Origin of the sequence: Agrobacterium sp. RAC06 (assembly GCF_001713475.1) — a bacterium.
GTDB lineage: Bacteria > Pseudomonadota > Alphaproteobacteria > Rhizobiales > Rhizobiaceae > Allorhizobium.
Map to the genome: position 1 here is coordinate 2066603 of NZ_CP016499.1, position 23465 is coordinate 2090067.

The window sequence follows — 23465 nt, forward strand, 5'->3', positions numbered from 1 at the left end:
TGCTTCCCTGACAGCAATGGTTGCGACAAACCGCAAGCGCCGAACGCGCCGGCGGCTGGCCATGCTGGTCCTCGTTGTGATCCTCATTCTTGCCGGCTTCACGCTGACGCTCATGGCCGGCCGAACCTTCACGCCGTTTGGAGACGTCATCCGCGTCCTCAGCGGCGAAGAGGTTACCGGGGCGGATTTCACGGTGGGGCAGCTGCGCCTGCCGCGTGCCCTGCTCGCCATTGCGGCCGGCATGAGTTTCGGCCTCGGGGGAGCGGCCTTCCAGACGCTATTGCGCAATCCTCTCGCCAGCCCCGACATCATCGGCATCACCTCGGGCGCGAGTGCGGCGGCGGTGTTTGCCATCGTGGTGCTTTCAATCAGCGGGCCTGTCGTCTCTCTTCTGGCCGTAGGAGCGGGCCTTGCGATCGCGCTTCTGGTGCATGGCCTCGCCTCGAAAAACGGCGTTGCCGGTCCGAGGCTGATCCTTGTCGGGATCGGCGTCTCTGCCATGCTCGAAAGCATGATTGCCTACATCCTGTCGCGCGCTCCCGCCTTCAGCCTGCAGGAAGCGATGCGCTGGCTGACCGGCAGCCTCAACGGCGCCAAGCTGGATCAGGCCCTTCCGCTGATTGTCGCGCTTTGTGTGCTGGGCAGCATGCTTCTGACCAAGGCGCGCGATCTCGATGTCATGCGGGCCGGCGACGATACGGCAACCGCGCTCGGTGTAAAGGTTGCCTCGACCAAATTCCTGGTCATCGTCTGCGCCGTCGGACTGATCGCCACCGCAACCGCGGTCACGGGCCCTATCGCCTTCGTCGCCTTTCTCGCAGGCCCGATCGCGAGCGGTGTCTTCGGGCGGCGCAGTTCGATCATTCTGCCGGCCGCCGTGGTCGGCGCCTTGCTGGTCCTCGCGGCAGATTTCGTCGGCCAGTTTCTCTTGCCGAGCCGTTACCCGGTCGGCGTGGTGACCGGGGCGCTCGGGGCGCCATACCTCATCACCCTGATCATCAGGAGCAACCGTCGGGGAGCTGCGACATGACCGATCAACGCCTCGAAGCAAAAAACCTTTCGGCCGGTTACGGTGAAAGCCTCGTCCTTCGGGACCTCGACCTCAGCCTTCCATCCGGCCAGATCACCGCCATCGTCGGCGCCAATGCCTGCGGCAAGTCGACCTTGCTCAAGGCGCTGTCGCGGCTGATCGAGCCCAAGGCCGGCGAGGTTCTGCTCGACGGCAAGGCGCTCCACAAGCTGCCGACCCGCGAACTCGCGCGCCGGCTGGGGCTTCTGCCACAATCCCCGATCGCGCCTGATGGCATCACGGTCATGGATCTGGTGAGCCGTGGTCGCCATCCGCATCACGGCCTGTTTCAATCCTGGACCAGGGACGACGACCAGGCGGTCGCCGATGCCCTGGCGGCCACGCAGACGGCGGACCTTGCAGACAGGCCGGTGGACGAGCTGTCGGGTGGCCAGCGGCAACGGGTCTGGATCGCGATGGCACTCGCCCAGGAGACCGAGTTCCTGCTGCTCGACGAGCCGACGACCTTTCTCGACATCAGCCACCAGATCGACGTGCTGGATCTCCTGACCGATCTCAACCGCAGCCGCGGCACGACCATCGTGATGGTCTTGCACGACCTGAACCTTGCGGCTCGCTATGGAGATCATCTCGTCGCCATGCTGGATGGAAGCCCCTTCCAATGCGGCAGCCCGGACACGGTCTTGACCGAAGACATGGTGCGCCGGGTGTTCAATCTCGAGGCCCGGATCCTCACCGATCCGACCTCCGGCCGACCGATGATGCTCCCGATCGGGCGTCACAACATGCAACCCTCGTCCTCCCTCACTCGACTGGCGCATTCATGAGCGAACTTCAACCCACAAAACTTTCAGGTATTGCCCGCCCAGCCGATGTCGGCGCCATGCTCGCCGAAATCTGCGAACACTTCGTCGAGCACTCGGACGTGGTTCACGCTGATGGCGTAGCCACGCTCAAATCGCAGGACTGGACGATCCACATCGTGGCGGCCGAAGACGTGCTGCAGATCGAGATCAGCACCTTGGGCGAAGAGGCGCTGGCCGTCACGCAGACCATGTTTGCCGAACATCTCTTCTATTTCGCCGGGGATGAACCCTTCTCGCTTGAGTGGTCAAAGCCAGCCGCGAAGGTGAAACCACCCGGTTTCCACGAGGCGACCGTCGTCGGCGTCAAGGATGTCACGCCAAGGATGCGGCGGGTGACGCTCTCCGTCGCCGACGTCACGCCCTTTCTCGATCGCAACATGCATGTGCGGCTGCTCGTGCCGCCGAAAGATCAGACACCTGTCTGGCCTCACCTTCAGGAGAACGGACGCATCGGCTGGCCCGACGAGTTGCTCGTGCGGATCTACACGATCCGTTACGTCGACGCGGAAGCACGCCAGATCAGCCTGGATATCCTTCAGCATCCGGCCGAAGGTGTCGCCACACCGGGCGCGGATTTCGCGCGGGACTCTGAGATCGGCCAGCAGGTGGCGATCATGGGACCCGGCGGCGGCGGCTTGCCCGCTGCGCAGGACATCTTCTTTGCCGGCGACGAAAGTGCGCTGCCAGCGATTGCCCGGATGGTCGAGGAAGCGCCATCAAGCATGACAATGCGGGCAATCATCGAGGTCGAAGATGCCGGTGAAGAACAGCCATTGCGAGGTCTGTCTCCCGTCCATGTCGAATGGCTTCACCGATCATCCTATTCGGTCGGCGATGCCTATGTTCTGGTCGATCGGGTCAAGACGGCGCTCAAGGACGTGGAGGACGAGACCTTCGTCTGGTTCGCGGGCGAAAAGGCGGATGTGCGGACGATCAAGCGTCATCTTGCCGAGAAGGCGCGCGACCGACGACGCCAATACGTCGCCTGGTATTGGGAGAAAGAGAGCTGAGAGCCCGATCTTTTCAGCCCCCGGCGCCAAAGGGGCCGTTCCTCGCCATTTCAGGATACTGAACGGTTTCGTCGCTGCCGGTGTCGACAGACTGGGAAGCCGGGACGGACAGACGCACGCCAAAGCCGCCTGCAGCGCTTGTCACCCGTTCATCGATGAACGTGATGCCCGCTTCTTCGAGAACGGCGCTTATCTGAGCGCGCGCGCTTGCTTCATCCTCGGCGCCCTCGTCAGCGTTCTCCAGTCGCTCGAGCGTTGAGACAGAAAGGCCAACTCGGTCGGCGAGCTGCGCCTGCGTCATGCCGAGCAGCATTCTGGCTGCTGAAACCTGTTTTCCTGTGGTCACGGACGTCCTTTCGGGTTTGCTTGACGCAAGCGTCGAAACCACTCGCCGTAAGGCTAACTAGAAGCGCGTGGCTGCTGATCAAGCTTTCGTCACCCCGTTGAGCGGAACACGTCGAGGCCGCCCGCGCAATTTTCAAGGGTCCGCCCGAGCGAGATACGCCAGGATTCGCGAATATTCCGTCGAATAAACAGGCATTTGATAAAACCGGCAGAGCAAATTCAGAAGAATCTTAAGGAACGCGTGCTGAATTAGGACCTCAAAGGAGACCTACCATGCGCTTCATCGTTTCAACCGTCCTCTGTCTTTTCCTGACTTGCCTTGCCGGTGCGGCATCGGCCGCGGGCGAGGTATGGATGGCGGCTAAGGCGACGGCACAGGTCGCCTACACCGTCGACAAGAAGACCTGGGTCCCGCTGCAGAGAGGTATGCAGGTTCCCAACAAGGCCTGGATCTCGACCGGGCCGCGGGGGCGGTTGCAGCTGGTGCGCGGTACGGAAAGCATCGCCTTTCAGCCGAATACACTGGCGGCGATCATTACCCGGGGCCAGGATATCAGCCGCAAGACCGAGGTGGTTCAGCAGGTGGGCGAGATCAGCCTCGAAATCGAGAAACGGCAGCGTCCGCATACGACGGTGCAGACCCCGTTCCTGGCGGCAGTGGTCAAGGGCACGCAATTCACCGTCAAGGTCGGCAAGGCCAATGCTGCGGTCGCTGTCGAACGGGGCCTGGTTCAAGTGACCAGCTTTAGCAGTGGTGAGCGTAGCGACTTGGGGGCCGGCCAGGGTGCGCAGGTGGATGCATCCGGCATGACCGTCGCCGGGCTTTCGGAAAAGCCGCAGATCACGCGTGTGGCGCCCTCGAATGCCAAGGTCCCGGCCGCTGGCAGCGTCGTCAAGGCGACGTCGACGATGGATGAAGCCAAGGGCGCTATGGACGCGGGCAAATCCAAAAGCAGTGTTGCTGGCAACAGCAATGCTGGTGGCAACGGCAACGGCGGTGGCAACGGCAACGACGGCGGGAACGGCAACGACGGCGGGAACGGCAACGGTGGCGGAAACGGCAACGGTGGCGGAAACGGCAATGCCGGCGGAAACGGCAATGCCGGCGGAAATGGCAATGCCGGCGGAAATGGCAACGGCAATGCCCGCGGAAATGGCAACGGCAAAAGCGACCGCTGATGATTATGGCTTTCGTCACACCACCGCCAGGATACGCGCATGACGGATAGCATTCGCCCTGCACGTGGCTTCCTCGCAAGGCTGGTTTCGTTTCGGGTCGCCATGATCGCCGTGATCATGGCGCTGCCGCTCATCTTGCCATCAATCTCGGTCGTACAGCATCTCGACAATGATCTGAGCGCCTTTCGCGCCGCTGCGGCCCCCCGTGCTGCCAGCGGCGACTTCGTATTCGTCGCGATCGACAAGAAAAGCCTGATCGAGGTTGGCACCTGGCCCTGGCCGCGCGCCGTACATGCCGAGCTGATCGACAGGCTCGTGGCGGCTGGCGCTCAGGACATCTTCCTGGATATCGACTTCAGCACGCCCTCCCAGCCGGAAAATGATGTCCGGCTTGCAAAAGCTCTCGAAGAGGCCGGTGGCGGTGTCATCCTGCCGATTTTCCGTCAGCAGTTCGGTGCCCGGTCATCGGATCCGCTGACTGTGACTGCGCCGCTGCCGATCTTTGCTGAGCATTCCTGGCCGGCTTTGGTGGATGTTGCGCTGGATGACGATGGCTTGATGCGGTCCTTCCCGGTGACGGAACTCATCGACGGTATTCCGACGCAGTCGGCGCCCGCAGTCCTTGCCGGCTACAGTGATGCACGGACCAGCCGGCTCGAGATCGACTTCTCCATTCGGCCTGAAACAGTTCCCACCTATTCGGTCACCGATATCCTCTCCGGCGCTGTCGGACGCGATGCCATCGATGGCAAGTCGGTGGTGGTCGGCGCCTATGCCACGGAACTGAAGGACCTCTTTGCCGTGCCCGTCTATGGCATCCTCAGCGGGCCGATGCTGCATGTGCTGGCAACAGAGACACTGGTCCAGGAGCGAATTCTCCGGCCACTGCGCACCGAGCCGATCGGCCTGCTGCTCGCGGCCTTGATCATCGCCTATACGCTGACATTCCATCGCCAGTCGCTGGGCGTGCCGCTCGCAGCGTCCGCAGCCTTGCTGACGATTGCCGAGGCGGTCTCCTTCCTCCTCTACAAGCACGAGGCCCTGGTCTTCCACACCGCCAGCCTGTGGCTGATGTTCGCCTTCGGCTTTTTCATGCTGATGGCCGAAAAAGTGGGGCTCAGCGGATGGCTGGCGGAGCTCGCGGTAACGGAGAATCGCGACATTCGCCGTGTCCTGAAGCGCATCATCAATGACAGCATCGACCCGGTCATCGTGCTCGATCAGAAGCGTAACCTGCTCGATGCAAGCCACACCCTGAGCGGCGTGCTCGAACGCGACGAAGCGGTTGTGCGCGGTAGCAATCTGAGTGTGTTTGCGCCCCCTGCACTCACCGAGGCTCTGCTCGCGCTCGAAGCGATCCACATCACAGAGCACCAGCAGATTCACAGCCAGACCGTTGCACTCGACATTCCGGGCCGAAAGGGCCGGCGCCATCTCGAAGCCGCCATTACGATCTCGCCCTTCGAAAGCCGTGGCGGCCAGGGGCTGTCACCGGTCGGCTCACATGTAACCTGCATCAGCCTGCGGGACGTGACGGCCCGCCGCCTCTACGAAACCAAGCTCGAAGAGATGGCACGGGTCGACGACCTCACCGGGCTCCTGACCCGACGCGGCCTGATCGACGCGATGGCAGCCACCGGACGCGGCTTCTCCGTCCTTGCCATCGACCTGCATCGCTTCGGCCATCTGAATGAAATGCTCGGCCGGGAAAAAGGCGACAGCGTCCTTCAGGCCGTCGCCGCCCGACTTCGGCGCCATGCGGGGATAGACGGCCTGACGGCCCGGCTTGCTGGCGACGTTCTCTGCTTGGCGACCGCCGGCATCGAGAGCGAGGATGCACTCGCTGAAAGTGCCGCGCAGTTGCTCGCACTCTTCGACACGCCCTTCGGTATCGACGGGATCAAGATCGAACTCAACGCCCGCATCGGCGCCTGCAGTGGCTCGGAAAACCTCGGCAGCCCGGGGAAATGGATCGAAGCAGCCGAACTGGCGCTCATCGATGCCAAACGGGTCGGAGGAAGTGGCTGGCGGGCGTATGAACCCGCCTCGACGCTGCGCAGGGCCCGCTCAAGGCTGCTCGAAGCAGAGCTGCGCACCGGGCTCGATCAGGGACAGTTTTTCCTGCTCTTTCAGCCCCAGGTCGCCCTCACCTCCGGGCGGCTCGTGGGCGCCGAGGCGCTTTTGCGGTGGCAGCATCCGACGCTCGGCATGATTTCGCCGGCGGAATTCATCAGCATCTCGGAAGCCAATGGCTTCATCTGCGATCTCGGCCAGTTCATGTTCCGGGAGGCCTGCAAGGCCGCCACGAACTGGCCCTCGCATGTCAGCGTCGCGGTCAACATTTCCCCGGTCCAGTTTCTGCGCGGCGATCTGCTTTCCGACATCCGTGCGGCGCTCGACGCCAGCGGTCTTCAGCCACATCGGCTGCATGTCGAGATCACCGAATCCATCTTCGTCGAACGCTCCGAGGAGCTTCTCACCAAACTGGATGCGCTGCGTGATCTCGGCGTGACCATTGCCCTCGACGACTTCGGGACAGGTTATTCATCGCTCAGCTACATCTCCAGCCTGCCGCTCGACAAGCTGAAGATCGATCAGTCCTTCGTCCGTGACATGGTCAGCGATCCCGCGGCCCAGAGTATCGTTCAGGCGGTCATGACGCTCGCCCACGGCCTCGGCCTCAAGGTGGTCGGCGAGGGTATCGAAAATGCGCTGCAGGCGGAAATGCTCACGGCCATGGGCTGCGAAGAAGGGCAAGGCTATCTCTTCGGCCGGCCGCAGTCGGCCCGCCAGATCCAGGCCCTGTCGGCCGCCCACTCGCTGCTTTCCGGCGGCCATGAAGCCTCTGTCAGCGCCCTGGCGCAGGCCGGGTGAGGACAAAGGCCGCACAGGCGACGAGGATGACGCCGATCAGCAGCTTCAGCCAAAGCTGCGGTGGCCCGAAGGAGACAACAATGCCGTAGCTCAGGGTCATCAACGACACCGATGCAATCTTGGCCCTTTGCGAAATCGCGCCTTCACGACGCCAGTCGATCAGGGGCTGTCCATAGCGGGGGTGGTCGAGCAACCATTGCTCGAAGCGCGGCGAAGACCGGGCGAAGAGCGCGGCGGCGAGGATCATGAAAGGCGTGGTGGGCAGAACCGGCAGGAAGATGCCGATGACCCCGATCCCGACCATCAGCCAGGCGCAGCCAAGAATGAGCAGGCGCATCAAGTCCCTTTCGCTGGCTGCCGTCGCTTCGACTGGAGATATGGCATGATTCGGGATCGACAAGGATTTTGAGGATTGCGGCAAATGCGGCGATTTTTCGTTTGCGCCGCAACAGGCCGGAATGCATCCTTGCCCGGCAATCCCACCTTCAGGAATTCAACTGACATGTCCAAGGTTACCCTCGTGCTCGGCGCCGGCATTATCGGCGTTTCCACAGCCATCCATCTCGCCCGTCGCGGGCGTTCGGTGGTGCTGGTGGACCGCCGGGGCGCCGGTGAGGAAACCTCTTTCGGCAATGCGGGCCTGATCCAGCGCGAGGGCGTCGTGCCCTATGGCTTCCCGCAGGAACTCGGGATGCTGATCCGCTACGGCTTCAACAACCGGATCGACGCGCATTATCATGCAAGCGCGATGCTGAAGCTCGTGCCGTTCCTGTCCCGCTACTGGTGGCATTCGAACAAGAGCCGCCATCAGGTGATTGCACGAGCGTATGCGCCACTGATCGAGAACTCGATCACCGAGCATCAGGACCTGATCCAGGCGGCCAAGGCCGACCATCTGATCCGCAAGGATGGCTGGATGGAGATCTTCCGCACGACGGCCAAACGCGACAGCGAGCTTGCCGAGGCCGCTCGCCTCGCCCGCGAATATGGCGTCAGCTACAGGGCGCTCAGCCGCGAGGATCTGGCCAAGGAAGAGCCGCATATTCGCGGCGATTTCGTTGGCGGCCTGAAGTGGAACGATCCGTGGTCGGTCACCAATCCGCATGGCCTGACGCAGGCCTATCTCACCTATTTCCAGTCGCTCGGTGGACGCTTCGTCAAGGGTGATGCGACATCGCTGGAAACAGGCGCATCCGGCAAGGGCTGGCGCGTGAAGACCGATGACGGGATGGTCGATGGCGACGATGTGGTGCTGGCACTTGGCCCCTGGTCGGAGGAAGTCACCCGAAAGTTCGGCTACCGCTTCCTGCTCGGCGTCAAGCGCGGCTACCACATGCACTACGCGCCCGAGGGCAATGCCGTCCTCAACAACTGGACCATGGATGCCGAGCGCGGCTATTTCCTGGCGCCAATGGAAAAAGGCATTCGCCTGACGACGGGTGCGGAATTTGCCAATCGCGATGCGCCCAAGTCTCCCGTCCAGCTCGCCCGGGCGGAAAAGGTGGCGCGCGAAATCTTCCCGCTGGCCGACCGGCTCGATGCCGAGCCCTGGATGGGTGCCCGCCCCTGCACGCCCGACATGATGCCGGTCATCGGCAAGGCGCCGCGCCACGAGGGCATGTGGTTCGCCTTCGGCCATGCGCATCACGGCTTGACGCTCGGTCCTGTCACGGGTCGTCTGATCGGGGAAATGATGGACGGGGAGAAGACATTCATCGACGCAAAGGCCTGGAGCCCCGAGCGTTTTCGCCCCTGAAAAACAACGCGTTTCTAGCCCCCTTCTCAGGGGGCTAGCCTTTTTGGCGCCGAGGTGGTAGTCATCCCTCATAATTTGATCAAATTGTTTCCCGGTGGAAACAGGCCGGAACGAAGCTCGCGTCGCAAGAACGCCGCCGGTCGAGGGGATCAGGAAAAGACGGACAGTGGCATGCGCCGGTGTTTGATCCATAACGCGAAAAGCGTCTATCGTTAGCGGACCAGCATCCGTTCGCGCCCTTATGCGCGTTTCGAACCCGATCGACATCAGCCACACGGTGATCCATGGACATGGCCGAAGAGGCACGCGAATTCTTCGCGGCAAATCCCGATATTGAAGTACTCGAAGCCTTCGTCATCGACGTGAACGGCGTGCCACGCGGCAAGTGGATACCCCGCGAGCGCGCCATCGACGTGTTGACCAAGGGCATGGCGATGCCGCGCTCGGTCTATGCGCTCGACGTCTGGGGCCGCGACGTGAATGCCGCGGGCCTTGCCGAAGGTACGGGCGACCCGGATGGCATCTGCTTTCCGGTTCCGGGAACGCTTTCACGCGTGACCTGGCTGTCGCGCCCGACGGCGCAGGTGCTTCTACAGATGCACACGCAGGAAGGCGAGAGCTTCTACGCCGATCCACGCCAGGTGCTCGGCAACGTGATGAAGCGCTTCACGGCGGCGAAGCTGACGCCGGTCGTTGCCACCGAACTGGAGTTCTACCTGATCGACCCGGTGCGCTCGGCGCTCGATCCGGTCCGTCCGCCGAACACAAGAGACGGTCGCTGGCATACCGGCCAGACGCAGGTTCTGTCGATCTCCGAACTGCAGGACTTCGAAGAGGTCTTCCACGGCATTTCGACGGCTGCACGGGCCCAGAATGTGCCGGCAGACACGACATTGCGTGAAAACGGTCCCGGTCAGTACGAGATCAACCTCAATCACGTGCCGGATGCGCTGGCGGCTGCGGACTACGCGGTATTGCTCAAGCGCATCGTCAAGGGCGTGGCGCGCGCCAGCGATCTCGACGCCACCTTCATGGCCAAGCCCTATGGCACCCAGGCCGGTAGCGGCATGCATGTGCATTTCTCGATCCTGAACGAGAAGGGCGAGAACATCTATGTCGGCGAGGATGGACCCTCGGACGCCCTTTTCCATTCGGTCGGCGGGCTTCTCGAAAGCATGGGCGAGAGCATGGCGATCTTTGCACCGCACCAGAACTCCTATCGCCGCCTGCGCCCATCCGAACATGCGCCGACCTATGCGTCCTGGGGCTTCGATAACCGGTCTGCTGCCGTTCGCGTCATCACCGCATCGAAGCCTGCGACTCGCATCGAGCATCGCGTCGCCGGATCCGACACCAATCCCTATCTGGTTCTCGCCATGATCCTGTCGGCGGCGCTCGCCGGCATGAAGGAGAAGCTTTCGCCCGGTGGGGCGATCTCCGGCGACGACCATGCCGTCAACCACGAGCCGCTGCCGACCAACTGGGACTATGCGCTTCAGCGCTTTGGCAAGTCGAGCTTTGCCTATGCGGCGCTCGGGCCGAAATATCGCAGCCTTTATACCGCCTGCAAGCAGCAGGAACTCTCGGAGTTCTCGCTGCGTGTGACCGACGTCGAATACGACGCCTATATCCGGACCGTGTGAGGTGAAGCCATGACGAAGTCGATCGGCCCCAATCCCGGCCATGCGGCCACCTATTACGCAGCCTCTGCCCGCGACAAGCGCGTGCGCCCGACGCTGGATGGACAGCACACGGCCGACATCTGCATCATCGGCGCCGGCTTTACCGGCATTTCGGCGGCTCTCGAGCTTTCCGAGAAGGGCTATGCCGTGATCGTGCTCGAAGGCGATCGGGTCGGCTTCGGCGCTTCGGGTCGCAATGGCGGTCAGATCGTCAACGGCTATAGCCGTGATCTTGAAACCATCGCCAAGCGCTACGGGCAGGAAAAGGCGGATCGGCTCGGCGAGATGTCGCTCGAGGGTGGTCGGATCATCCGCGAGCGCGTGGCGAAATATGGGATCGAATGCGATCTCGTCGACGGCGGGTTCTTCGCAGCCTTCACCGACAAGCAGGTGAAGGAGATGGCGGACGTCCGGGCCCACTGGATGAAGCATGGGCATGACGGGCTGGAGATGGTCTCCAAGGCCGAGGTCGCCAAGTATGCCAAGACCGACCGCTATGTCGGCGGCATGATCGATCGCCACGGCGGCCATATCCATCCGCTCGACCTGGTGCTCGGCGAGGCGGCGGCGGCCGAAAGCCTCGGCGCCAAGATTTTCGAGAATTCGAAGGTCGTGCATCTGGACACCGGCCCGCAGCCCTTTGTCTGCACCGAGGGCGGCATCGTCAGGGCCAAGCACATCCTCGTCTGCGGCAATGCCTATATGGCCGGCATCGCGCCGAAGGTGACCGAGAAGATGATGCCGGTTTCCAGCCAGGTGATGGCGACGGAGCCGCTGGATGCCAAGCTGATCGAGGAACTGCTGCCCTCCAATTACTGCGTCGAAGATGCAAACTACGTACTCGACTACTACCGCCGCACCGCCGACAACCGCCTGCTTTATGGTGGCGGCATCGGCTATGGCGGCCAGGACCCCAAGAACCTGACGGGCGTCATCCGGCCGAACATGCTGAAAACCTTCCCGCAGCTGAAGGACGTGAAGATCGACTATGCCTGGAGCGGCAATTTTGCCCTCACGCTGACGCGCATCCCGCATATGGGCAAGCTCTCCGACACCGTCTACTTCTCGCATGGCGACAGCGGCCACGGCGTGACGACCACGCATCTGCTCGGCAAGATCCTCGGCGAGGCCGTGCATGGCCAGATGAGCCGCTTCGATGTCTGGTCGTCGTTGCAGGCCTATCCGTTCCCGGGCGGGCGGATGTTCCGCGTGCCGTTCACGGCACTCGGTGCCTGGTATTACGGCATGCGTGATCGGCTCGGCGTTTGAGGAAAGAAGAGATGACCCGCACCGTCACCGTCGCCGCCACCCAGATGGCCTGCACATGGGATCTGCCCGGCAATATCGCACGGGCCGAAAAGCTCGTGCGCGAGGCAGCATCCAAGGGTGCGCAGATCGTCCTGATCCAGGAGCTGTTCGAGGCACCCTATTTCTGCCAGGACCAGATCGCCGAGTTCTTCGATCTCGCCAAGCCTGCCCATGACAACGCCCTGATCGATCACTTCGCAGCGCTTGCCGAAGAGCTCAACGTCGTCATTCCCGTCAGCTTCTTCGAAAAGGCCGGGCAGACGTTCTTCAACAGCGTGGCCATCGTCGATGCGACCGGCGACGTGCTCGGCATCTATCGCAAGAGCCATATTCCTGATGGTCCTGGATATACCGAGAAGTTCTACTTCTCGCCCGGCGATACCGGTTTCGAAGTCTGGGAGACGCGGCATGCGGCGATCGGCGTCGGCATCTGCTGGGACCAGTGGTTCCCGGAGGCGGCCCGTGCCATGGCGCTGCAGGGCGCCGAACTTCTGTTCTATCCGACCGCGATCGGCTCGGAGCCGCAGGATGCGAGCCTCGACAGCTCCGGCCATTGGCAGCGGGTGATGCAGGGGCATGCAGCGGCCAATCTCATGCCGGTCATCGCGTCGAATCGGATCGGCAAGGAAGATGGTCGCAAGGGCACCTCGCTTACCTTCTACGGCTCGTCCTTCATCTGCGACCAGACCGGTTCAATGGTGGCAACTGCCGACCGGGAGACTGAGACGGTGTTGACCGCGACCTTCGACCTCGATGGAATCGCAAGGCAGCGCGCCAGCTGGGGCCTGTTCCGAGACCGCCGGCCGGAGCTTTACGGCCCGCTCCTGGGTTACGAGGGCTGAAGCTCAGGCTTCCGCTTTCAGACCGTCGAGCGCGTCGGCGACGATGCCCTCGACGGTCTGATCGATCGAGACAGTGACAACGCCCGGCTCGCCGGTCGGGACTTCCAGGGTGGCGAGCTGGCTATCGAGCAGACCAAGCGGCATGAAATGCCCAGTGCGGGCGCCCATGCGGCGGCCGAGCAGTTCCCGTGAACCATCGAGATAGACGAAAGCGAGGCGACCACCGGTCGCGGCACGCAAGTGTTCGCGGTAGATCTTCTTCAGCGCCGAGCAGGACACGATGATCCCCTCCCCGCGCGCCAAGGCGTCCGCCATGCGCTCGCCGATCACGGTCAGCCAGGGCCAGCGATCCTCGTCGGTTAGCGGCGTACCGGCGGCCATCTTCGCGACGTTGCTTTCGGGGTGCAGGACATCCCCCTCGATGAAGGGAAGCCTGAGACGGGCCGCGAGCGCCGCGCCGACCGAGGACTTTCCGCAGCCGCTGACTCCCATGACGATCACCGCCTGCGGGGCGGCCAGCTTGTTGTCCTGCGGCATGCTCTTCCTCTTCCTCAGCCCTCATCCAGGGGCCGCGACAATAGGAAGGTTCAGGCGAAATGCAATCCGCTCTCACTGTTTGCGCTTCTGCCGGTGGCCCGTTCCCTGGCTGCTCTCGCCTCTGCCCGGATGGATGCGGCGATCTTTTCCGCCATCATGATGACGGGGGCGTTGGTGTTGCCGCCAATCAGACGCGGCATGACCGAGGCGTCGACGACACGCAACCCCACTATGCCCTTCAGCCTGAGATCGGGATCGACCACCGCATCGGCATCGGAGCCCATGCGGCAGGTGCCGACGGGGTGATAGATCGTGTCGGCGCGGGTACGGATCGCCGCGTCGAGTTCTGCATCCGACGTTCCGGCCGGATAGAGTTCAGGTCCGCGATAGCGATTGAATGCGGGGGCTGCCATGATCTCGGCCATCATGCGGGCACCCTTGCGCAGGGTTTCCAAGTCGCGCGGATCCGAGAGAAATGCGGGATCGATGAGCGGCGGAGCGGACGGATCGGTGCTCGCGAGCCGGACCGTGCCACGCGAATGCGGGCGCAAGACGCAGACATGGCAGGAATAGCCGTGGCCCCAATGCATCTTGCGCACGTGGTCGTCGACCATCGCAACGAGGAAATGCAGCTGGATGTCAGGACGATCGAGCGACGGATCGGTCTTCAGAAAAGCACCCGATTCCGCGCAGGTCGATCGCAGGTGACCCATGCGCTCCGTGCGCCATTCACTGGCCGCCCGCATCAGATCGCGCGTCGCCATGATACCCAAGCCGAACATGTCGGTATCCGGCGAGCGGAAGATCATGGTGTAGTCGAGATGGTCCTGGAGGTTGGAGCCGACTTCCGTTCGGTCCAGCACGACGGGAATGCCGAGGGAGGTCAGATGGTCTGCAGGGCCAATGCCCGAGAGCATCAGGATCTGCGGTGATTGCAGCGCCCCTGCCGACAAGAGCACCTCGCGATCGGCGCGGACGATCCGCTGCTCGTCCTTGCCGAAGCGATAGGCGACGCCGACCGCCCTGCCCTGTTCGACCAGGATGCGCGATACATGCGCTTCGGTGATGACGGTGAGATTGCGCCGCGTCATCACGTCGTGGAGATAGGCGGCAGCTGCCGAGCAGCGTTCGCCACGCTTTGGGCCGTTCCAGAACTGGGTGGCCTGATAGACGCCGGCCCCCTCCTGCATCGGCCCGTTGAAATCGTCGTTCTGACGGTGACCGCGCTGTTCGCAGGCCTTCAGGAAGGCCTGGTTGATCGGGCGCGCCCAGTTCTGATCGCAGACCTGAAGCGGGCCACCGCGGCCATGCAAATCGTCCGCCCCACGGATGTTGTCCTCGGCCTTCTTGAACCAGGGAAGGACGTCCTTCCACGACCAGCCTTCACAGCCGAGAGACGCCCACTCATCGTAATCGCCGGTATGCCCGCGGACATAGAGCATGGCATTGATCAGGCTCGATCCGCCAAGGCCGCGACCGCGCGGCTGGTAACCCCGACGTCCGTTGAGGCCCTCCTGCGGCACCGTCGAAAAACGCCAGTTTCCGCTCTTCACATGACCCGGCACAACAGCCGCTGACGCCATCGGCACGCGGGCGAAGATGCCGTCACCCCGACCGCCGGCTTCCAGCAGGCAGACGGTAACCGACGGGTCCTCGCTCAGCCGCGCCGCAAGGACCGAGCCGGCCGATCCGCCACCGATGATGACATAGTCGTACATGCTCCCCCCAGAGACCTGCACCAGCGACCCGTTTCAAGCCGCCCCAACCGGCAGATCTTAACTGCCGTGAACGTAAACGTAGCAGAGTGCCGGAAGGAAGCAAGGCGGGCGTAAAGGCACTGCCCTGCAACGAAAAAACCCGCCTTTCGGCGGGTTTGATCAAGTGAATATTCGACGATTTTCAGGCGGCCGGTGCGGCAGCTGGAGCGGCGGCCACACGGCGCGGCTGCAGGTCGTCGATGCCGAGCAGGAAGTTGATCTGCGGGCGTGCCTTGACGAGGTCGTCGATCGTGTATTCAGAAAGCACGTCGAAGAAGGCGTTCAGCGCCTTGCGCAGCGCAGAGTTCAGGCCACAGCTGTCGATCAGCGGGCATTCGACGTCACCGTCGTCCTCGAAGCATTCCGCCATGGCGAAGCTGTCTTCCGTGACCTTCACGACATCGAACAGCGTGATCTTTTCGGCCGGACGGCCGAGGCGCACGCCACCGTTACGACCGCGGACGGTCTCGACCAAACCGGCCTTGTTCAGCGGCTGCAGAATCTTGAACAGGAAGAGCTCCGACACGCCATAGGCCTTGGCGATCTCCGGGATCCGGCTCAACTGGTCGCTGTTGGCTGCGCAATACATCAGCATGCGCACGGCGTAATTTGTCTGTTTTGTCAAACGCATGCACGATTCCTCTGTTTTCTTGCGGCTTATATAGCGCCTTTTGCAGTTTTGAACAATTCCAAAATACTCAAGTTCTAGACTCACGTGTTGGTGATTAAACTGGACTACAATTGACAGCTTATCCCATTTCATGAATATGCGCCTCAACAATCCGCAAAGAGGGAGGCCTACCATGACATCCATCCGTACCATCGCACTCGGTGCAGTTTCCGTTCTGGCCCTTTCGGCCGGCTCGGCACTGGCAGACGGCGAAGTCAACATCTATTCCTATCGTCAGCCGGAACTGATCCAGCCGCTGATGGACGCCTTCACCAAGGAAACGGGCATCAAGACCAATGTGCTTTTCCTCGACAAGGGCCTCGTCGAGCGCATCACGGCAGAAGGTGCAAACTCGCCGGCCGACGTCATTCTGACGGTCGACATCGCGCGCCTCACGGAAGCCAAGGATGGCGGCGTGACCCAGCCGCTCGTCGACGAGAACATCACCAGCCAGATCCCGGCGCAGTATCGTGATCCGGAAGGCAATTGGTTCGGCCTGACCACCCGTGGCCGCGTTCTCTATGCTTCCAAGGACCGCGTCTCCGAAGATGCGATCACCTATGAGGAACTCGCCGATCCCAAGTGGAAGGGCCGCATTTGCATGCGCGACGGTCAGCACGCCTACAATGTCGGCCTGTTCGCCTCGATGGTCGCCCACCATGGCGCCGAATACACGGAAACATGGCTCGCAGGCCTGAAGCAGAACCTGGTCAAGAAGCCTGACGGCAACGACCGCGCCCAGGCGAAGGCAATCCATGCCGGCGAATGCGATCTCGGCCTTGCCAACACCTACTACCTCGGTCTGATGAAGACCAACGAGAAGGATCCGGAAGAAAAGGACTGGGCCGCTTCGGTCAAGGTTCTCTTCCCGAACGCCGCTGACCGTGGCACGCATGTCAACATTTCCGGCATGGCGCTGACAAAGAACGCACCGAACAAGGACAATGCCGTCAAGCTGATGGAATTCCTGGCTTCCGACGAAGCGCAGACCATCTATGCCGAGCAGGTCTTCGAATATCCTGTCGGCCCCAATGCCAAGGTTTCCGAGATGGTTGCCAGCTTCGGCGCGATCAAGGCTGATCCGCTGCCGCTCGCCGACATCGCTGCCAACCGCAAGACCGCTTCCGAACTGGTCGACAAGGTCGGCCTGAACGACGGCGCAACGCAGTAATCTTCCGCGTATACTTGAAAGCAGAAGGGGCGGTCTCAGACCGCCCCTTCTTGCATTTCGGCATGTGCCATAGTCCGCCTCCCGCCTGGCCTCCCCCTCAGATGCCACCAGCTTCGACAGTTTTCGCGTGATCGTCGATTGCCTCCCGCCGCTCACTGGTGCCCGGATGGGTGGACAGGAAGGAGGAGTCTCCATCGAGACCGAGTTTTTCTTCCAACCGAGCGAAGAAGCGGCCGATGGCGCGCGGATCACGGCCGGCCTTGGCCATCAGCTCCACCGAGATACGGTCGGCCTCGTTTTCCGCGTCACGCGAATGGGAGAGTGACATCAGGGCAGCGCCATTGGTCAGAATGTCCTCGCCGGCCGCACCGACATCGCCTGCGATCAGCATGATTAGACCGGCCATGCCGGCTGCGCGATAGAGCTGGCGGAGCGAGTGCTCCTCCTCGACATGGCCGATTTCGTGGGCAAGGACCCCGATGATCATGTCCATGTCGCCATCAGCAAGATCGATCAGTTCGTCGGTGATGACAAGCGTTCCATCGGGAAGGGCAAACGCGTTCGGGCCAATCGGGCCACCCTGACGGAAATTGAGATTGTAGCCGGCAACACCCCGGGACGAGAGGACTGCGACCTGATTGAAGGCCTTCAGGATCTCCGTCTGACGGGCTTCGGGCAGTCGGCTTTCGCTGAACACCGCCTGGTCGAGCGACAGAAGCGTACCGCTTGCCATCCACTCGGTGACCGCCGGCGGTGTCACCAGAACGGCCACTTCGACCAGCGCCGGAACTGCATAGCGGTAGATCAGGCCCGCAAGCACGACAACAGCGAAGACGAAGGCGACCAGACGTGGGTGAAACCGCTCCAGTTCGTGAACGACGCCCTTCTTGCCATGCTTGCTCAGCCACAGGTCGACGGCGTCGTTGTCATCGGTCTCGAAGAGCGAGCTATCGGCGAAGGTGACCCGGCGGGGAATGCGACCGACGCGGGCCGATATCTCCGTCCGTGCCAGTTCTCCCAGAGACACCGGATCGCCTCCGGCGTCTAGCCGGACAAAAAGGGTCTTGCCCTCCGCCAGAAGGACCGCCGGCGCCGACCGGCTCGAGCCGGGAGGATGCCAGCGACCGGAGGCGATGCGCTTGTCGTCAGAAGCCAAAGTCGAACCCTTCAAGATCGAGATATTCCGCCGTCACGGCGGAGCCGGACGCCTGCATCGAGGATACCACATCACCGAGTTCACCATCGACCACGATGCCGGAATGCTCGATCACATAGCGGTGCTCGCGGACCGCTGCCCAGGGGCGCATCAGGCTGAGGGTGAGGATGGTGACGACCAGATTTGAGACGACGATCCAGAAATAACGCAGGCGGCCCAGATCCGAAAAAAGGGAATGACGGGTATCGAAGCGGGCTGAATTCATCACCACGTTGCGAACGCCGATGCGATAGAAAATCGCCGCGACGCCCCAAAGCAACAAGACCGGGATCACCGTTCCATAGATGCCGAGAACGAGCAGGGCCTCGCCATCCATGCCCGAGTCGGCGCTGGCCACCGCACCATAATAGATCAGGACAAAGAGAGCCCCTCCGACTGCCGCACCGACAAGCATCAGCAGGAAGGCTGGCAGCCAGACGCGGTAGAGCGCACCGATCTTCGGATCTGTCTCGAAGGCCCGGTCGCCGTAACGCAGGTTGTTGAAGATGTAGCGATAGAGCCAGCGGCTGGCGAAAGGCGCGAGGATGCCAAGCGAGAAGAAGGCGATGAGGCCGCCGAAGATGATCGCGACGAAGGCGCCCCAGGTCTTTCCGACGAAGTCGAAACGGATGTTGCGATAGCTCGTGACGCGGGCGTTGAAGCGAAGGCTGCGCATGACGATCCAGGGAAGCAGCACGAACATCAGCAACGCCAGGATACCGCCCGCGATCGGGCTGAAGGTCAGGAGAATGTTGTAGCCAATGATGTAGCCGAAAACGATGGCACGACCGATGAAGATCTGTAGCCCCTTGGCGTGGTAGTCGAAGGAGTGACCGTCAATGAATGAGTTTCCGTAGAAATAGCGGTTGCGCCGAACCTTGGCCCAGGCGGAGTAGATGCCGACCGTGACGATCGTCAGGAGAATGTTGACGATCCAGATACCGAAATACTCACCGGCGCTGCCGCGAAACTCGCCGCGGCGCAAAGCGTCGGCGCGGCCGAAGACTGCCTCTTGCATGAAATGTCCCTCATGAAATCAAAACCGGCACGTCGCTATCCCCCGCAACGCGCGCCTGAACATTGACCATGAGAGCACCACGCACTCAAGTGCGCTCGGACACTTCGGACGCCCGTTGCACCGTTCAGGTCTCGCAAATCTCGATGCACCACCATTTCGGTCGGCCACCCTTGTAGGAATGATAAGCGGGCCTGAGATCGGCGGCGCTGGTGCGATCGAAGGCTCCGAGCAGGAGCGCCACCGTCGGCTGATCGTCGATGGCGCCGATCGAAGAGCCACAGGTGTCGCAGAATGCACGTGACGAAAAGTCGGAGGAGCGCCATGTGGCGGGGATGCCTGCAGGGCCAACCCAGCGCACGGCCTCGCGCGGAAATTCGACCCAGGTGGCGGTGAGACTGCCCGTATGGCGCTGGCACATCTTGCAGGAACAGGTGTGTGGCTTGGCGGCCGGCGCATCGGCCTCGAAGCGCACTGCCCCGCAAAGACAGCCGCCGGTATGGTTCTTCTTTTTCGGCATGATCCGCCCTCCCGCCGGAGAAGCTATCAGCCGATTTCATGCTGGCAAGAGAACGCCACCCTGCCTTTCGACGGGGTGGCGCAATTGTGAACGACGTTGCTTCTCTTACTTCATCGTCGGCATGACGAACTCGGCACCGTCCTTGATGCCCGACGGCCAGCGGCTTGTGACCGTCTTGGTGCGGGTCCAGAACTTGATGGAGTCCGTGCCGTGCTGGTTGAGATCGCCGAAAGACGAGGACTTCCAGCCACCGAAGGAGTGGTAGGCGAGCGGAACCGGGATCGGCACGTTGATGCCGACCATGCCGATGTTGATGCGGCTGGCGAAGTCACGAGCAGCGTCGCCGTCGCGGGTGTAGATCGCAACGCCATTGCCGTATTCGTGCTTCATCGGCAGGTCGAGGGCTTCTTCATAGGTCTTGGCGCGCACGACCGAGAGGACAGGGCCGAAGATCTCGGTCTTGTAGATGTCCATATCCGGCGTGACGTGATCGAAGAGGCAGCCGCCGACGAAATAGCCGTTTTCATAGCCCTGGAGCTTGAAATCGCGGCCATCGACGACGAGCTTGGCACCGGCTTCGACGCCAGAGTCGATCAGGCCCTTGATGCGCGCCTGGGCTTCCTTGGTGACGACGGGGCCGAGATCGGCCTTGTCATCGGTGTAGGGGCCGATGCGCAGGCTTTCCACCATCGGGGTCAGCTTTTCGATCAGGCGGTTGGCGGTTTCTTCACCGACTGGAACAGCGACCGAGATTGCCATGCAGCGTTCGCCGGCAGAGCCGTAGCCGGCACCCATCAGCGCCTGAGCGGCCTGGTCGAGGTCGGCATCCGGCATGATGATCATGTGGTTCTTGGCGCCGCCGAAGCACTGAGCGCGCTTGCCGTTCATCGCAGCCGTTCCATAGACGTAACGGGCAATCGCGGTCGAGCCGACGAAGGAGACGGCCGAGATGTCCGGATGCGTCAAGATGCCGTCGACGGCGGACTTGTCACCATTGACGACGTTGAGGATGCCGGCGGGAAGCCCTGCCTCGATCATCAGTTCAGCCAGGCGGATCGGAACGGACGGGTCACGCTCGGACGGCTTCAGGATGAAGGCGTTGCCGCAGGCAATCGCAGGCGCGAACATCCACATCGGGATCATGGCCGGGAAGTTGAACGGCGTGATGCCGGCGCCGATGCCGACCGCTTGCCGAATCGAATACATGTCGATGTTCGGGCCAGCGCCTTCGGTGAACTCGCTCTTCGACAGATGCGGGATGCCGATGACGAATTCGCAGACTTCCAGGCCACGGACGATGTCGCCCTTGGCGTCTTCGATGGTCTTGCCGTGTTCGCGCGAGAGAGTCTCGGCGAGTGAATCCATATTGTCGTTCAGGAGCTGAACGAACTTCATGAAGACGCGGGCGCGGCGCTGCGGATTGGTGGCGGCCCACTTGGCCTGGGCCGACTTGGCGTTCTCGACCGCCGCGTTCAGCTCTTCAGCGCTTGCGAGCGAGACCTCGCCCTGCACTTCACCGGTTGCCGGATTGTAGATCGGCTGCTTGCGGCCCGACGTGCCGGCGACATGCTTGCCACCGATGAAATGACCAACCTGATACATGGGTGTCCTCCTGGATTGTTGTGGAGGCAGTATGCGCTTTGATTTGCACAAATCAACGCGATCATTTACGCATCTGTTGTGCGAAAATTAATGTTAGGTGACATCGTTGATCGGTCTTTCGTGTGCCACCCCCCTCTGCCCTGCCAGGCATCTCCCCCACACGGGCAGGGCTATCGCATATGAATACCCGCCTCTGTCACTGCGTGACATCTCCCACGCAAGGGGGGGGGGGGGAGAACGTGGCGCCGCGTTTGCTGCTCGGTTCAGCAAGCTCCAAAGGCGGGCGACCGGCCGGCAGCTCATCAGTTCTTGCCCCATGTGGGGAGATGGCCGGCAGGCCAGAGGGGGGGGGGGGGGGGGGGGGGGGGGGGTAACCCGCATTCCGGGAGCAGAGGGGGCCACCGATGAACTGGGATGACGTTCGCATCTTTCTGGCCGTGGCGCGCACCGGCCAGATCCTGGCCGCATCGCGCCGTCTCGGACTCAACCACGCCACGCTTTCGCGCCGGCTGACGGCGCTGGAGACGGCGCTCAAGACGCGTCTGTTCATCCGCCGCACCAATGGCTGCGAGTTGACCGCCGAGGGCGAGGCCTTTCTTTCCTCCGCCGAGCGGATGGAAACCGAGATGCTGGAGGTGCAGGCGCGGCTCGGGCGGACGGACACCCAGGTGGCCGGCACGGTGCGCATCGGCGCACCCGATGGTTTCGGCGTGTTTTTCCTCGCGTCACGGCTCGGTGCCCTCATCGAACGGCATCCGGAGCTGAAGATCCAGCTGGTGCCGGTGCCGCGCTCGTTTTCGCTCTCGCAACGCGAGGCGGATATTGCCGTGACGCTGGAGCGGCCTGATCAGGGCCGGCTCGTCTCGTCGAAGCTCGTCGATTACACGCTCGGTCTCTATGCGTCGAATGGTTATGCCGAAACGAACGGCCTGCCGACGACCGCCGAAGGTCTGAAGGGACATCGACGCATCGGCTATGTCGAGGACCTGATCTTCACCCCTTCGCTGAATTTCACCGGCGAGGTGATGCGCGACTGGAATGCCGGCTTCGAGATCTCCTCGGCGATTGGCCAGACGGAGGCGGTGCTGGCGGGTGCGGGCATCGGTATCCTGCACAGCTATATCGCCCGGCAGTATGACAACCTCGTTCGCGTGCTGCCCGAGGTCACCATCCGGCGCGCCTATTGGACGACCTTCCACGAAAGTGCGCGGGAACTCGTGCGCGTTCGGGCGGTGGTGCAATTCCTGCAGGATGCGGTGGACGAAGATCGCGCGATCTTCAGCTGACGCGGTTGGCCGATGACCGGAGTGCGTTTTGAGGACGCTTTTCCGTCATGATCGACGCAGATAGACTGCGCCGATCTGATCACCCATGGATACTGACATGCGCCAGCCCTTGCTTCATCTCGGCCTTCCGGCCTTTCTGTTTGCACTCCTCTTTGCACTTCCCGCCCATGCCCATGTGATGGACGGACCGCTCGGCGGGTTCGGCTCGGGATTCGGGCATCCGCTGGCTGGCTTAGACCATCTGCTTGCCATGCTGGCCGTCGGCCTCTGGGGCGCGCAGATGGGTGGGCGATCGGTCTGGACGCTGCCGGCGACTTTCCCGATGATCATGTGCGTCGGCGGGATCATCGGCATGACCGGCCTTCTGCCCGACCAGCCGATCGAATACGGGATTGCCGTTTCTGTCATCGTTCTCGGCGGTGCGATTGCGGCCGCGTGGCGGGCGCCGGAATGGGCGGCGCTGGTGCTGATCGCAGCCTTCGCGCTCATGCATGGCTATCCGCATGGTGTGCTCGCGCCGCGCGCCAGCGACCCCGCAGCCTTTACCGTGGGCTTCGTGGTCTCCACTGGCGTGATCCATGTGATCGGGATCGCAATCGGTGCTGCCTTGAAGCCGATCGGCGGCGGCCGGCTGGTGCAGGCGCTGGGGGCGGTCATCTCGCTCGCCGGCTTGTGGTTTCTGTTCGGGCTCATGACGGGCTAAGCCGGCTCTCGGCCCTGCAGACCAAGCGTTTTGCTGCATCGCGATAGCATGGTTTCTGTTGACAAACCGCGATCAAACCGCACAAACGACGGCACCGGTCGCGACCGTCTCCATCGG

The 23465-nt window shown here is 62.5% G+C and carries 21 protein-coding genes; 12 read left to right on the plus strand and 9 right to left on the minus strand.

The window, feature by feature from the left end:
• The first annotated feature begins 16 nt into the window (after positions 1-16).
• From BSY240_RS10035 to BSY240_RS10045, 3 genes are read left to right on the plus strand one after another with little or no spacing between them, the layout of a single operon-like run.
• A complete protein-coding gene (locus BSY240_RS10035; protein ID WP_069043928.1) occupies positions 17-1030 on the plus strand; it encodes a FecCD family ABC transporter permease in 1014 nt (337 codons plus the stop codon).
• A complete protein-coding gene (locus BSY240_RS10040) occupies positions 1027-1857 on the plus strand; it encodes an ABC transporter ATP-binding protein (protein WP_069042214.1) in 831 nt (276 codons plus the stop codon). Before BSY240_RS10035 ends, BSY240_RS10040 begins: the two co-directional genes overlap by 4 nt.
• A complete protein-coding gene (locus BSY240_RS10045; RefSeq protein ID WP_054150773.1) occupies positions 1854-2906 on the plus strand; it encodes a siderophore-interacting protein in 1053 nt (350 codons plus the stop codon). The genes BSY240_RS10040 and BSY240_RS10045 overlap by 4 nt, the downstream gene beginning before the upstream one ends.
• Positions 2907-2919: 13 nt before the next feature.
• Here the strand turns inward: BSY240_RS10045 and BSY240_RS10050 are convergent, their stop codons facing one another.
• Positions 2920-3252, minus strand: coding sequence for a helix-turn-helix domain-containing protein (locus tag BSY240_RS10050; RefSeq protein ID WP_150127448.1), 333 nt, complete (start codon positions 3250-3252; stop codon positions 2920-2922).
• Positions 3253-3524: 272 nt separating this feature from the next.
• Between BSY240_RS10050 and BSY240_RS10055 the strand changes: the two genes are divergently transcribed.
• Both BSY240_RS10055 and BSY240_RS10060 read left to right on the plus strand, forming a co-directional pair.
• Positions 3525-4430: a FecR domain-containing protein gene (locus tag BSY240_RS10055; RefSeq protein ID WP_069042215.1), complete on the plus strand. Its 906-nt coding sequence runs from the start codon at positions 3525-3527 to the stop codon at positions 4428-4430.
• A gap of 39 nt (positions 4431-4469) precedes the next feature.
• Positions 4470-7304: an EAL domain-containing protein gene (locus BSY240_RS10060; protein WP_069042216.1), complete on the plus strand. Its 2835-nt coding sequence runs from the start codon at positions 4470-4472 to the stop codon at positions 7302-7304.
• Here the strand turns inward: BSY240_RS10060 and BSY240_RS10065 are convergent.
• On the minus strand, positions 7279-7641 hold the full coding sequence (locus tag BSY240_RS10065; RefSeq protein WP_069043929.1) for a YbaN family protein: 363 nt from the start codon (positions 7639-7641) through the stop codon (positions 7279-7281). The genes BSY240_RS10060 and BSY240_RS10065 overlap by 26 nt on opposite strands.
• A gap of 165 nt (positions 7642-7806) precedes the next feature.
• Here BSY240_RS10065 and BSY240_RS10070 point away from each other — a divergent pair, with 165 nt between their 5' ends.
• The 4 genes from BSY240_RS10070 to aguB all read left to right on the plus strand — a co-directional run bounded on the left by BSY240_RS10070 (position 7807) and on the right by aguB (position 12892).
• On the plus strand, positions 7807-9060 hold the full coding sequence (locus tag BSY240_RS10070) for an NAD(P)/FAD-dependent oxidoreductase (protein ID WP_069042217.1): 1254 nt from the start codon (positions 7807-7809) through the stop codon (positions 9058-9060).
• Positions 9061-9344: 284 nt separating this feature from the next.
• Positions 9345-10703 (plus strand): glutamine synthetase family protein, encoded by a 1359-nt coding sequence (locus BSY240_RS10075; RefSeq protein WP_054150779.1) that lies wholly within the window; start codon positions 9345-9347, stop codon positions 10701-10703.
• Between the two features lie 9 nt (positions 10704-10712).
• A complete protein-coding gene (locus BSY240_RS10080) occupies positions 10713-12011 on the plus strand; it encodes an NAD(P)/FAD-dependent oxidoreductase (protein WP_069042218.1) in 1299 nt (432 codons plus the stop codon).
• 11 nt (positions 12012-12022) lie between these two features.
• Positions 12023-12892, plus strand: a complete 870-nt coding sequence (aguB, locus tag BSY240_RS10085) for an N-carbamoylputrescine amidase (RefSeq protein ID WP_069042219.1) — start codon at positions 12023-12025, stop codon at positions 12890-12892.
• 3 nt (positions 12893-12895) lie between these two features.
• On the opposite strand, the gene BSY240_RS10090 is transcribed toward aguB, so the two are convergent.
• The 3 genes from BSY240_RS10090 to rirA form a co-directional block, all read right to left on the minus strand.
• A complete protein-coding gene (locus BSY240_RS10090) occupies positions 12896-13429 on the minus strand; it encodes a gluconokinase (protein ID WP_069042220.1) in 534 nt (177 codons plus the stop codon).
• A gap of 50 nt (positions 13430-13479) precedes the next feature.
• Positions 13480-15147, minus strand: a complete 1668-nt coding sequence (locus tag BSY240_RS10095; protein WP_069042221.1) for a GMC family oxidoreductase — start codon at positions 15145-15147, stop codon at positions 13480-13482.
• 181 nt (positions 15148-15328) lie between these two features.
• Positions 15329-15817 (minus strand): iron-responsive transcriptional regulator RirA, encoded by a 489-nt coding sequence (gene rirA / locus BSY240_RS10100; protein ID WP_054150784.1) that lies wholly within the window; start codon positions 15815-15817, stop codon positions 15329-15331.
• 172 nt (positions 15818-15989) lie between these two features.
• Here rirA and BSY240_RS10105 point away from each other — a divergent pair, with 172 nt between their 5' ends.
• Positions 15990-17027, plus strand: a complete 1038-nt coding sequence (locus BSY240_RS10105) for a Fe(3+) ABC transporter substrate-binding protein (protein ID WP_069042222.1) — start codon at positions 15990-15992, stop codon at positions 17025-17027.
• A gap of 97 nt (positions 17028-17124) precedes the next feature.
• Here the strand turns inward: BSY240_RS10105 and BSY240_RS10110 are convergent, their stop codons facing one another.
• From BSY240_RS10110 to BSY240_RS10125, 4 genes are all read right to left on the minus strand, one after another.
• Entirely contained in the window at positions 17125-18183 is a 1059-nt protein-coding gene (locus BSY240_RS10110; protein WP_069042223.1) for a M48 family metallopeptidase, read from the minus strand.
• A complete protein-coding gene (locus BSY240_RS10115; RefSeq protein WP_069042224.1) occupies positions 18173-19240 on the minus strand; it encodes a YjgN family protein in 1068 nt (355 codons plus the stop codon). Before BSY240_RS10115 ends, BSY240_RS10110 begins: the two co-directional genes overlap by 11 nt.
• Positions 19241-19364: 124 nt before the next feature.
• On the minus strand, positions 19365-19757 hold the full coding sequence (locus BSY240_RS10120; protein ID WP_054150788.1) for a GFA family protein: 393 nt from the start codon (positions 19755-19757) through the stop codon (positions 19365-19367).
• Between the two features lie 105 nt (positions 19758-19862).
• Positions 19863-21359 (minus strand): CoA-acylating methylmalonate-semialdehyde dehydrogenase, encoded by a 1497-nt coding sequence (locus BSY240_RS10125; protein ID WP_069042225.1) that lies wholly within the window; start codon positions 21357-21359, stop codon positions 19863-19865.
• Positions 21360-21763: 404 nt separating this feature from the next.
• Here BSY240_RS10125 and BSY240_RS10130 point away from each other — a divergent pair, with 404 nt between their 5' ends.
• On the plus strand, positions 21764-22645 hold the full coding sequence (locus BSY240_RS10130) for a LysR family transcriptional regulator (RefSeq protein WP_069042226.1): 882 nt from the start codon (positions 21764-21766) through the stop codon (positions 22643-22645).
• A 97-nt stretch (positions 22646-22742) separates the two neighbouring features.
• A complete protein-coding gene (locus tag BSY240_RS10135) occupies positions 22743-23348 on the plus strand; it encodes a HupE/UreJ family protein (RefSeq protein WP_069042227.1) in 606 nt (201 codons plus the stop codon).
• Positions 23349-23465: the final 117 nt, after the last annotated feature.

Excerpts from the sequence above, each read along its gene's own strand:
- BSY240_RS10040 (WP_069042214.1), top strand. The coding sequence starts at position 1,027 with ATGACCGATCAACGCCTCGAAGCAAAAAACCTTTCGGCCGGTTACGGT.
- BSY240_RS10095 (WP_069042221.1), bottom strand. The coding sequence starts at position 15,147 with ATGTACGACTATGTCATCATCGGTGGCGGATCGGCCGGCTCGGTCCTT.
- BSY240_RS10135 (WP_069042227.1), top strand. The coding sequence starts at position 22,743 with ATGCGCCAGCCCTTGCTTCATCTCGGCCTTCCGGCCTTTCTGTTTGCA.
- BSY240_RS10115 (WP_069042224.1), bottom strand. The coding sequence starts at position 19,240 with ATGCAAGAGGCAGTCTTCGGCCGCGCCGACGCTTTGCGCCGCGGCGAG.
- BSY240_RS10130 (WP_069042226.1), top strand. The coding sequence starts at position 21,764 with ATGAACTGGGATGACGTTCGCATCTTTCTGGCCGTGGCGCGCACCGGC.
- BSY240_RS10105 (WP_069042222.1), top strand. The coding sequence starts at position 15,990 with ATGACATCCATCCGTACCATCGCACTCGGTGCAGTTTCCGTTCTGGCC.
- BSY240_RS10080 (WP_069042218.1), top strand. The coding sequence starts at position 10,713 with ATGACGAAGTCGATCGGCCCCAATCCCGGCCATGCGGCCACCTATTAC.
- BSY240_RS10065 (WP_069043929.1), bottom strand. The coding sequence starts at position 7,641 with ATGCGCCTGCTCATTCTTGGCTGCGCCTGGCTGATGGTCGGGATCGGG.
- BSY240_RS10055 (WP_069042215.1), top strand. The coding sequence starts at position 3,525 with ATGCGCTTCATCGTTTCAACCGTCCTCTGTCTTTTCCTGACTTGCCTT.
- BSY240_RS10045 (WP_054150773.1), top strand. The coding sequence starts at position 1,854 with ATGAGCGAACTTCAACCCACAAAACTTTCAGGTATTGCCCGCCCAGCC.
- BSY240_RS10060 (WP_069042216.1), top strand. The coding sequence starts at position 4,470 with ATGACGGATAGCATTCGCCCTGCACGTGGCTTCCTCGCAAGGCTGGTT.
- rirA (WP_054150784.1), bottom strand. The coding sequence starts at position 15,817 with ATGCGTTTGACAAAACAGACAAATTACGCCGTGCGCATGCTGATGTAT.
- BSY240_RS10125 (WP_069042225.1), bottom strand. The coding sequence starts at position 21,359 with ATGTATCAGGTTGGTCATTTCATCGGTGGCAAGCATGTCGCCGGCACG.
- aguB (WP_069042219.1), top strand. The coding sequence starts at position 12,023 with ATGACCCGCACCGTCACCGTCGCCGCCACCCAGATGGCCTGCACATGG.
- BSY240_RS10090 (WP_069042220.1), bottom strand. The coding sequence starts at position 13,429 with ATGCCGCAGGACAACAAGCTGGCCGCCCCGCAGGCGGTGATCGTCATG.
- BSY240_RS10075 (WP_054150779.1), top strand. The coding sequence starts at position 9,345 with ATGGACATGGCCGAAGAGGCACGCGAATTCTTCGCGGCAAATCCCGAT.
- BSY240_RS10035 (WP_069043928.1), top strand. The coding sequence starts at position 17 with ATGGTTGCGACAAACCGCAAGCGCCGAACGCGCCGGCGGCTGGCCATG.
- BSY240_RS10070 (WP_069042217.1), top strand. The coding sequence starts at position 7,807 with ATGTCCAAGGTTACCCTCGTGCTCGGCGCCGGCATTATCGGCGTTTCC.
- BSY240_RS10120 (WP_054150788.1), bottom strand. The coding sequence starts at position 19,757 with ATGCCGAAAAAGAAGAACCATACCGGCGGCTGTCTTTGCGGGGCAGTG.